Consider the following 10,027-nt stretch of genomic DNA (forward strand, 5'->3'; position numbering starts at 1 on the left):
ATGATACATGATGCACAACTTGTGATCAAAGACCTTGCAGGTGATGCAAAAGTAACGATCATTAACAGTGATTCTGAAATTATTCTGGAAATGGATAATTCCCTGGCAGATGATCCTAAAAGGGCACTTGTCTACTCCGACCTCACAGCTAAGGTCACCATCTCAGGTAGCCGGCTTACTGTTATGGTCAGAGGGACAGATCTTGATCTGGAAGTAGAAGGTATCGGAAGTGCTGTACTTTCAGGAGAAGGTGCATATATTGCGGGTACGGATGAAGACAGCAAACGGTGGGCTTCCCAATTTGATAGTGTGTCCGAAGAAGACAGTTCACAGGAGGAGTGAAAGATGAAGTATGTTAATATTTGCATTCTGGTCGTAGTCATCTGTGCTCTTGCACTCTCCGGATGTACAGATAAAAAGGATACTACCTCTGAACTTACCTCATCGCAGACATCTCCTGCAAATGATACTGCAGTTGCCGATGCAATACTGGCCGAGGGCAATGTAAGTATAACCGATACTGAGATACAGGATATGGAGCAGGAAATGAAAGAATTGGAAGCTCTTATTAGTGAGATGGAAAAAGAGGAGAACATTACTATCGAAGAGATTTGATACCATATCTCTATACTCTTGTTTTATATTTATTATGAGCCAATATGATTTTATAGATGAACATACATCTAGTATATGCAAATTTATGAGAACTCAGTAAATGAGGTATGTTGAGGAAATATAATATGGGAAACATGCTAAAAACAACTTTGTTATTGGCATCTTTGACCGGTCTGCTGGTCATAGTAGGAAGGCTCATCGGAGGTTTTTCCGGAATGATCATAGCGTTCTTATTCGCTATGATCCTGAACTTCGGTACCTACTGGTACAGTGATAAAATAGTACTGCGCATGTACAAGGCAGCAGAGGTCACTGCTTCTGAGTACCCGCAATTGTATGGTATAGTAAAGAAACTTGCAACCCTTGCGGATATGCCTATGCCTAAGGTCTACATCGTGCATACCTCCATGCCCAATGCCTTTGCAACTGGCAGAGATCCAAAACACGCTGCTGTAGCAGCTACCACAGGTATATTAGATCTTCTTTCCACTGAAGAGCTGGAAGGTGTGCTGGCTCATGAAATGGCTCACGTGAAGAACAGGGACACACTGATAAGTGCGATCGCAGCTACCATTGCAGGTGTCATCTCCATGATAGCCACATGGGCCCAGTGGGCAGCTATCTTCGGTGGGTTCGGTGGCCGTGATGATGAAGGTAGTAACAGTATCGTAGGTTTCCTGGCATTGGCCATTGTTGCCCCCCTGGCAGCGACCATCATACAGCTTGCCATATCCAGATCAAGGGAATTTGCTGCTGATGAGGAAGGTGCAAGGATCTGTAAGAAGCCATGGGCTCTTGCAAATGCACTGGAGAAGCTGGAATATGGTAGTGCCATGTACCGCCCAAGAAGAGGAGACGTGCAGGCATCGGACAGCACGGCACACATGTTTATAGTCAATCCTCTTAAGGTAGGAGGGTTCAGCAACTTGTTCAGAACGCACCCTGCCACAGAAGAGAGGATAGCTCGCCTGCGGGCTATGTAACGATCAGGAGAAAGAACATAAGTCAATCTGACCGGGCTCGGTCAGATGTATAACTTTTATTCCCGACTGTTCCAGATGTTGCGCCAGGTAACGGCGGTGACAGTCCTTTGGATTTTTTTCTGCACACATTAGTACTACTCTTCCACCTTTTTCATTGACGCTATTTATGCATGCAAGGAGATGGGAAAAACTTTTCCTGAACTCCCCGGTCCCCATATACTCAATATAAGTGGAATCCCGCATACCTCCAACTCCTTCACAATGAATATAAATTATGTTGTAAAGGGGAAGAGAACTCTGAAGTGATTCCTTGTTGAAATCATCAAATGTTGACTGGGGGTATCTCCTGATATCTACAAGGTGAGTGATCCTGTTTTCAACAAGCATTTGTACAAAATCATCAAAGGACCTGTTACCATATCCTATACTGTAACACTGAGCTTTTTCAACCATCAGTAAAGCTAATTATCTTTAATCTAATTGAATACTTCGAAAGAAAGAAGATTTAATTCGCATTTTCAACAGACTTCATTAACAAAAGCACATATTATTCAATATGATTCTGATCCTTAAGAGTGAATGTAAAAGTGCTACCTTTACCTTCCTCACTTTCCACCCAGATCTTTCCGTTGTGCATTTCCACGAAACGCTTGGTAAGTGCAAGTCCCAGGCCTGTACCTCCATACTTTCTTTTGCTTGATGCATCGACCTGTACGAATGGATCAAAGATCTCTTCCCGCATGTGTACAGGAATTCCAATCCCTGTATCTGAAACCGATACTTCGATGGTGTTACCGGCTCTTTTCACAACAACTGATATCAAACCATTATCCGGAGTGAATTTGATAGCATTGTTGAGCAGGTTGTACATGATCTGTTTTAGCTTCAATTTATCAGCAAATATCTCAGGCTCCTTATTATTGTTGCTTATGCTTACTTCAATACCTTTGCGGACAGCCAGGGGGTACAGCGACTTCTGAACTTCATCGATCAGTTTCGAAACAGGGAAATATTCACATTCCAGATCCATTTTACCGGATTCTATCTTTGAGAGGTCCAAAACATCATTTATCACATTAAGAAGATGTTTTCCACTTTTGGAAATGTGGCCTACGAATTCGAGTTGTTTATTATTCAATTCACCAAAATGCTGAATGTTCAGGAGATCTGAAAAACCAATAATGGCCGTGAGCGGAGTACGCAGCTCATGACTCATGTTAGCCAGGAACTCAGATTTGATGCGGCTGTTCTCTTCTGCCATCATTTTACCACTGATGAGGGAATGTTCAGCTTTTTTCTTCTCTGTGATATCACTTGCAAATACAAGATAACGGGTTTCGGATAGTTTACTTGCATCTATTCTCAACCAGCAAATTGTCTCGTCTTTACGCATAAAGGACAGTTCAACAAAAACAGAGCCATTGTTTTTGAGGTCTAAGAAATTTTGATCTGCTATCTTCCTATATTCCTGAGCTATCAAGTCATTGAAATTCATCCCGGTTAATTCTTCCTCTGAATAACCTGTAAGCATGCCAGCAGTTGTGTTGACCTCAAGACAGTTTGCATTCGCATCAATTATGAAGATACCATTAGGTGCATTTGTAATATAGCTCCTGAATTTGCTTTCACTTTCCAGCAGAGCCTTTTCTGCTTGCTTGCGGTCGGTGACATCATGAATGATCGAATGAAGTAATTCTTTTCCTTTCATCTTTATAGTGCTACTGAACACTTCAACATCCCTTGTCGATCCATCTGCAAGGCGGTGCTTGAATTCAAAACATACACTTTTCTGCGCCCTTACCTTTCTTATTTCTCCATCGATCACTTCGGGAGGATGAGTATTTATTTGCTGGATAGTCATTTGGCTGAGTTCTTCGCGAGTCCATCCGTAGTAAACTGCAGCTGCATGATTACTCTGAATGATCTTGCCAGTATCGGGGTCAATAAGAAGTTTGATCGCAGAATGGTCTTCAAACAATCTCCTGTAGTCCTCTTCGCTCTCCCTTAGATCCATCTCCATAAGCTTGCGTTCAGTTACATCCTGAACTGTTGATATCATTATGTTCTGTTCAAAGATCGGGATATTCACTGCTGTGATCCATCTATTTCCTTTGTCTTTTGTGCAGATGCTGATATCATCCCAGTGCATCCTATTGATATCGCCACTCTGTATGTCAGACATTATACGCTCCATTATCTTTTTACGGTAATCCGGATCCGGGTAAACAAGCTCAAAAAAGCGGGGTACGCTTGTGAGTTCCTTTTGGGGCCAGCCATATATATCTGAAAATTTGGCATTCATGTAATTTGCATTTCCGCTATCGAATTCATTTACGGCTAAACCAATGGGAAGATTGTCAAGAATAGCCTGAGCGAACTCATTATGTTTCTCAAGAGCCTTTTGTGCTTTTTTTCTGTCAGTGATATTTGTATGAGAGATGACCACTTTGCGCGGGAAAGTGTCAGTACCCTCAAAAGGAATGACCTTTTCAAGGAACCATTGTTCTTCATCAGATAAATGATATGGATATTCAAGCTCGAAGTATTCTGCTGTTCCACTTATCACATCTTCAATACCCTTTGCAAATTTTAATGCCAACTCATTGTCCTGACCCCTGAGATTTTTAATGATCTGGATATAATTTACTTTTTCACTAAGTTTGTCAAGTTTATCTGAATTAGCAAGAACAAAAGCTTGCCATGACTTGTTTGTTTTTATTATTGCTCCGGTCTCGTCCAGTACGCAGATATTCAGATCCAGAGAATCCAGAGTGGACTGGTTTAACTGGTTCAATTCCCTGTATTTCTCTTCACTTTCATGCAATTTTTCCTTAGCTTTGAAAAGGGCCTTTTGTGATCTTCGGAGAGACTCAGTTCGTGGTTTCAGGTACAAATATAATAACAATCCAGTGACAAGGACGAAAACCCATCCTTTGTATGTTTGGAGTTTGGCATAGAGGGTAATATCCGGAGCAAACCATTCTAAAACAATATCTGAGGATATAATCCAGGTGCTGGCCACAAATAGATACAAAAGCGTAACTCTCCAGATTATTATTATATCTTTTTCAACTTTATTTTGCTCATCCATTTTATTACCCTACCCCGTGTCTCCTGGAGATATTTTAATCAGGTGTATAAAGTATTGATCAACCAACTATGCTAACATATTTTAAATTCATATCTGACATCAGACATGCAGTTATTAATTTATATTGCTCAGACCTGTAATAAATTCAAATAGATCGTACATTATAAAAACGAGTTCTTAATGAGAAATTTATTCGATGTTTTGGACAAAGCTGGAACAGATACGTATATATATCATCACTTCATGCTTGACTTCAAAAACATGCAAACGTTACTGTTTGTGAAAAGGCACCCGAGTGCACAAAATAGGTAAATTTTTTCATTTAAGAGGATAACATGAAAGTATCTGCTGGCATCTCTAAAATTAATGGTGAGGTATTCGCACCTACGTCAAAAAGCTATACGCATCGGGCTATCGCCATTGGTGCTCTTTCCAACGAATGCATTGTCAGGAAACCTTTACTTTCAGCAGACACTCTGGCAACTGTAGCAGCCTGTGAAAAATTAGGTGCTAAGATCGAAAAGGCGAATGGTGACCTTCATATAATCGGCATGAAAGGAAAACCCAGCGTACCTGACGATATAATAGATGTGAAGAACTCCGGTACCACTCTGCGCCTTATGACTGCCATATCTTCACTGGCAAGTGGTGCAACAGTACTTACAGGTGACAATTCCATCAGGGGAAGACCCAATCAGCCGCTTCTGGACGTACTCAACAAACTTAATGTCGAGGTTTTTTCCACACGGAACAATGGCTGTGCTCCCATTGTAGTAAGGGGTGGGCTCAAAGGTTCCGCTGCAGAAATAGATGGTTCCATGAGCTCGCAGTTTATCTCTGCATTATTAATGGCATGCCCGCTTGCTATGGGAGATACGGTTCTTTCCGTAAAAGGACAGATGAAGTCCAGACCGTATGTGGACATTACCATAGAAATGCTGAAGGAGGCCGGAGTAAGGATACTGATAGATGAAACAAACGGCATTAAGTTCATTATTCCGGCAAACCAGAAGTACGATCTTAAAGAGTACACTGTTCCCGGAGATTTCTCTTCTGCGTCCTATCTGCTTGCAGCTGCAGCAATGCTTGGCTCATGCATAAAGGTCCATAATCTTTTTCCTTCAAAACAGGGAGATTCCGAGATAATCAATGTACTTAAGCAGATGGGAGCAGAGGTACACTGGGACACAGAAAAAGGTGTAGTGACAGTTAAAGGAAAAACTCTAAAAGGGATCACATTTGATGCCGGAGCTACTCCTGATCTCGTACCTACGGTGGCAGTGCTGGCTGCAGTTGCTGATGGCGTGACAGTTATCGGGAATGCCAAACATGTACGCTACAAGGAAACGGACAGGCTACATGCAATGGCAGTGGAGCTTTCGAAGATGGGTATCATGGTCAAAGAAGAGCCTGACAGCCTTACTATCACTGGAGGTAAGCTCACCGGAGCAGATTTACATGGATGGCACGATCACAGAATAGTGATGTCATTGACTTTAGTTGGAATGGTAGCCGGAAACACTACAATAGATACTACAGAATCCGTGTCCATCTCATATCCTAGTTTCTTTGATGATGTGAGGTCCATTGGAGCAAAAATAGAAATGCTTGATGAATGATCATTTTCCGGAATATGATCCATCAAGCGCCTTGCTGAAACTGAATGCTTTTTTGCGCATATATTCGGGGATGCAGCTTTTCTCCATCACTATGCGGGAAGTTCCCACACCCACCACGATGATCTTGGTCTCCATAGGCCTTTCCCCTTCAGTGATAACCATATCTTTTCTGGTTACATCGATGTCCACTTCATTGTTACAATAACCTGCAGCAATCATGTAATCCATCACCATTTTTTTACCGGTATCTGTTGCGAATGATATGGCATCAACGTGATCACCAAAGGCCTTTCGTCCTTCCGGAGTGAAGACAAAGTATTCTACAACCTCCTTTGCCTCTTTAAGCTCTTCATCTGAGATACCATCGCCAGTAATGGGGGCAAAGTGTTTCTTGATAAGGATCTCCACTCTTTTTATGCCTTTGCCTACCAATGCACCTGCAGCATTACCCACATCGGCATTTTCAGGTACGATGAATTGTGCATCAATGAGTTTTTCCATCTCTTCTTTGAAAGCCCAGACAGGTCCACCTAAGAGAACAACAGGTGTTTCCACCTTAAAACGAGTGAAATTCTCTCCTGAAAGGATCCGCTGCACAATATCAGCAGGTATGCCTTCTATAAGGTAGGATATCAAGTCAACTGCCATGTTTCGTGCGACTTTTCGTTTTACTTTCCAGCAGAACTCTTCTTTATCGATCTGCAGTAATTTTGCCAGTTTTCCTGCACCTGCAACAGAGGCTTCAGTGTTCCATTTCTGCAGCTCCCCCAGTACATGGAGCGCGTCTGTCGGAGTGAAACCAATAGGCTGTATCAGGCGCTTTTTGATAAGGTTATCTATAGCATAGGTGCTTGGCTGTTTTTTCATTTTCTGGAACAGGTCAACATAGGATACAGGCGTATGCAGAATATAGTCATATATCTCTTCTTCGCTTTTTGTAAGACCAATTGGTTTGAAGCCGGTACGCACAAAGAATTTTGTGGATTGTACATTCTCATCAAGGAGCTTCTTTGAAGGGGTTTTACTCTCCTGAAGCTGCTTGAGGAAACCCGGATACTGCTGTGCTGCACGACAGAGTGGGATTACCCTGCGGGGGCCAACATGGAATTTACTGTCGCTGATCCACACATGACTATCTCCTCCGGTGGCTGAGGTTTCCATGCGGACAGCTTTGACCATGGTTTTCCAGCCACCTACAATAGCACCATGCTCGCTAAGTTCAGGCACTCCGTTTTTGATAAGGGCAACATCGGTACTGGTACCACCCACATCTATCATGACACATGTATCCAGTTTAGAAAGATAGGAGGCACCTACAAGGCTTGCAGCGGGGCCTGAGAAAATTGATTCAATGGGCCTCTCCAAAGCCTCTTCCATGCCCACGACGGAACCGTCACATTTGAGCATGAGCAAACTTGCCTCAATACCTCTTGCACGAATGTCTTTCAGGATGGACTGTATGAAGTTATGTGTGATGGGGAGCAGCTGAGCATTGAGATATGCTGTTATCGCACGATCGTATGCACCCACTTCCTGGGACAATTCATGACCACATACCACAGGTAGTCCCGTTAGTTCTGTAATTATATGCTTCACTCTGAGTTCATGATCTGAATTACGATTGCTGAAGAAGGCAGAAACTGCAAAGGCAGCAACTTTGTCCTTTACCTCCATGGCAAACTTCCTTACTTTTTCCTCATCCAGGGGGGCAGCCTCTTCACCATTGCTGGTATGACCGCCGTTTACCATGATATAGTCATGTGTGGGAAACCCCTCCTGTGGAATAGCATAATCCCCTACGAGGATAGCAGCTACAGGAAATCCAGTGTCCTCAAGGATCGTATTGGTTGAAAGTGTGGTGGAGACAGATACCAGTTTAACGTTGCGGATATATTCCGGATCCAGCTCATCAATAGCCCTGCTTATCCCTCCCAAGGGGTCCGGATATGTGGTGAGTACTTTGGTCTTCTGCACTATTACTCCATCAGTATCACGGATAAGGACAGCATCCGTAAAAGTTCCGCCAGCATCTATTCCCAAACTGTATTGCATAGATAACACTCCATGAAAACAGGCACTATAAGCCTAAATGTACTATAGGGAAAGGAATTGCATCATATATAATAGTTGGTCATTGGAAGAAAAAAAGTAGTTAGAAAACTTATTTGAAAAAAAAGAGAAAAGAAGTAGGCATAAAGCCTACCTGTATTTTACTTTTCAATTTACTTTGCTGGGATGATGAGTGATCTCTCACCGGCAGGCATGAACTCGCGCAGTGCGCCCCTACCGAATTCCTTCCTTGGGGAAGTGAAGTCAAATGGCAGGAGGCTGTCTGCGAAACAGACCTTGATGAGTGGGTTCACTGCATATGCATCGCCGCGGCCTGCGTGTGCTGCAGATGCTATTGCAGCGTATCCACCCTGGTGACCTACGTTCATGGCGTAGTTGGGGTAGTTTGGTCCACGCAGCTCTACAGGCAGACCCTCGTCGGACTGGTAGGACAACACGTTGGTTGCACCACACTGGTCCTGCAGGTCGAAACCGAAGAAACCAAGACGGCCGTGTGCTTCCTTGTGGAGGTACATACAGAGGTACCAGCCGGACAGACCAGCGTTTCCGTTACCGGTTGCGATAGCGGTTGCGGCACCTGCTGCTGCGGAGAGCACGGTTGCCCTCTGGGAACCTCCGAAGTGGTCCTCGAGTGCAGTTGGGTATTTCTCGTAGTTCTCAAGACCGTACAGAGTGGACTCTGTGGCGATGTCCTTGACAACTTCAAGAGTGGCCTTTACCTTGTTGTCTGTACCCTTCTTGGCTGCACCGTCGTACTTGTCGTTGATGTAGTCGACATCGTAGTACAGGTTATCATCCAGGATGTTGTTGGTGTATGCTGCGGTTGCGTACTGTGTGAAACCGACACCACCGGACATGTATGAACCGAGCCAGATCTGGTCGTATAGCATACATCCTGCACCGACAACCTCGAGGGCTACGTGTGCTGGGTCCTCTGCGTCTACACGGCTGGTCTGAACGATATCTGCGAGGTGACCGAAGGAGATACCTCCTGGCTCGTTTGGACCACGTGCACGCCTTGCCGGGAGCATCTCACCCATGGAGATCACACCAGCGTGCTTTGCTGCGTATGAAAGGTCAGCGACCGCTGCCTCACCGGCACACATGCCGTATGCGGAAATGAAGGACATACCGACCTGCATGGCCATCCATCTGCTGGTCTGGGCACCGTCTGTTACCCTGCTGACCACGGTTGGAATGTGGGCTGCTTGCCAGGTTGTCTTTCCGATAGCTGCTTTAATCTGGGCTGCCTGTTCTGCCGGGAATTCCTTGTTAATGTCGATAAGGAACTGCTTGTCGATCTCGTCTGCAAGTTCATCGTCACCGGTGAATATCTTACAATAACAGTCATCTACAAGTGCTGGGTGGGTCTCGACCATGTGTTCCTGGACCACTGCACCGCCCGGAAGGGCGTGGTTGAGGGTCTCAAGGTAGAAGTTGATGGTCTCTGGTGTGACCTCGATACCCAGTCTCTTTTCAAGGGTCTCGTGGGCCAGGTCTATACCGACGATACAGGTTCTCCTGATGTCATCCCACATCTGCTGCATTGCAGCGTTGTTCACATAGTGCAGGTCGTCGACCTCTACCATCATGTCAGTGCCTGATATGAAGGATGGTGTAAGGGCTCTCTGACCGAGTGGTATACCACC

The 10,027-nt window shown here is 44.3% G+C and carries 8 protein-coding genes; 4 read left to right on the forward strand and 4 right to left on the reverse strand.

Going from position 1 to position 10,027, the window contains the following annotated elements; translation table 11 throughout:
- From ACCM36_RS11040 to htpX, 3 genes are all read left to right on the forward strand, one after another.
- A partial coding sequence (locus ACCM36_RS11040) for a hypothetical protein (RefSeq protein WP_370573818.1) occupies positions 1-342 on the forward strand: 342 nt, incomplete at its 5' end.
- A 3-nt stretch (positions 343-345) separates the two neighbouring features.
- Positions 346-615, forward strand: a complete 270-nt coding sequence (locus tag ACCM36_RS11045; protein WP_370573819.1) for a hypothetical protein — start codon at positions 346-348, stop codon at positions 613-615.
- Positions 616-740: 125 nt separating this feature from the next.
- Complete coding sequence (gene htpX, locus ACCM36_RS11050; protein WP_370573820.1) at positions 741-1,598, forward strand: zinc metalloprotease HtpX; 858 nt, start codon at positions 741-743, stop codon at positions 1,596-1,598.
- Between the two features lie 3 nt (positions 1,599-1,601).
- Here htpX and ACCM36_RS11055 read toward each other — a convergent pair whose 3' ends face one another.
- On the reverse strand, positions 1,602-2,051 hold the full coding sequence (locus tag ACCM36_RS11055; RefSeq protein ID WP_370573821.1) for a DUF488 family protein: 450 nt from the start codon (positions 2,049-2,051) through the stop codon (positions 1,602-1,604).
- A 94-nt stretch (positions 2,052-2,145) separates the two neighbouring features.
- Positions 2,146-4,689 (reverse strand): PAS domain S-box protein, encoded by a 2,544-nt coding sequence (locus ACCM36_RS11060; protein ID WP_370573822.1) that lies wholly within the window; start codon positions 4,687-4,689, stop codon positions 2,146-2,148.
- A gap of 335 nt (positions 4,690-5,024) precedes the next feature.
- Here ACCM36_RS11060 and aroA point away from each other — a divergent pair, with 335 nt between their 5' ends.
- Positions 5,025-6,308: a 3-phosphoshikimate 1-carboxyvinyltransferase gene (gene aroA, locus ACCM36_RS11065; protein WP_370573823.1), complete on the forward strand. Its 1,284-nt coding sequence runs from the start codon at positions 5,025-5,027 to the stop codon at positions 6,306-6,308.
- Here the strand turns inward: aroA and ACCM36_RS11070 are convergent, their stop codons facing one another.
- Together ACCM36_RS11070 and mcrA are read right to left on the reverse strand one after the other, a co-directional pair.
- The gene (locus ACCM36_RS11070) at positions 6,309-8,360 is read right to left on the reverse strand and encodes a hydantoinase/oxoprolinase N-terminal domain-containing protein (RefSeq protein ID WP_370573824.1); all 2,052 of its coding nucleotides are present in this window, start codon (positions 8,358-8,360) and stop codon (positions 6,309-6,311) included.
- 170 nt (positions 8,361-8,530) lie between these two features.
- A partial coding sequence (gene mcrA, locus ACCM36_RS11075) for a coenzyme-B sulfoethylthiotransferase subunit alpha (protein WP_370573825.1) occupies positions 8,531-10,027 on the reverse strand: 1,497 nt, incomplete at its 5' end.

It is taken from the genome of Methanomethylovorans sp., assembly GCF_041305605.1.
Lineage (GTDB): Archaea > Halobacteriota > Methanosarcinia > Methanosarcinales > Methanosarcinaceae > Methanomethylovorans.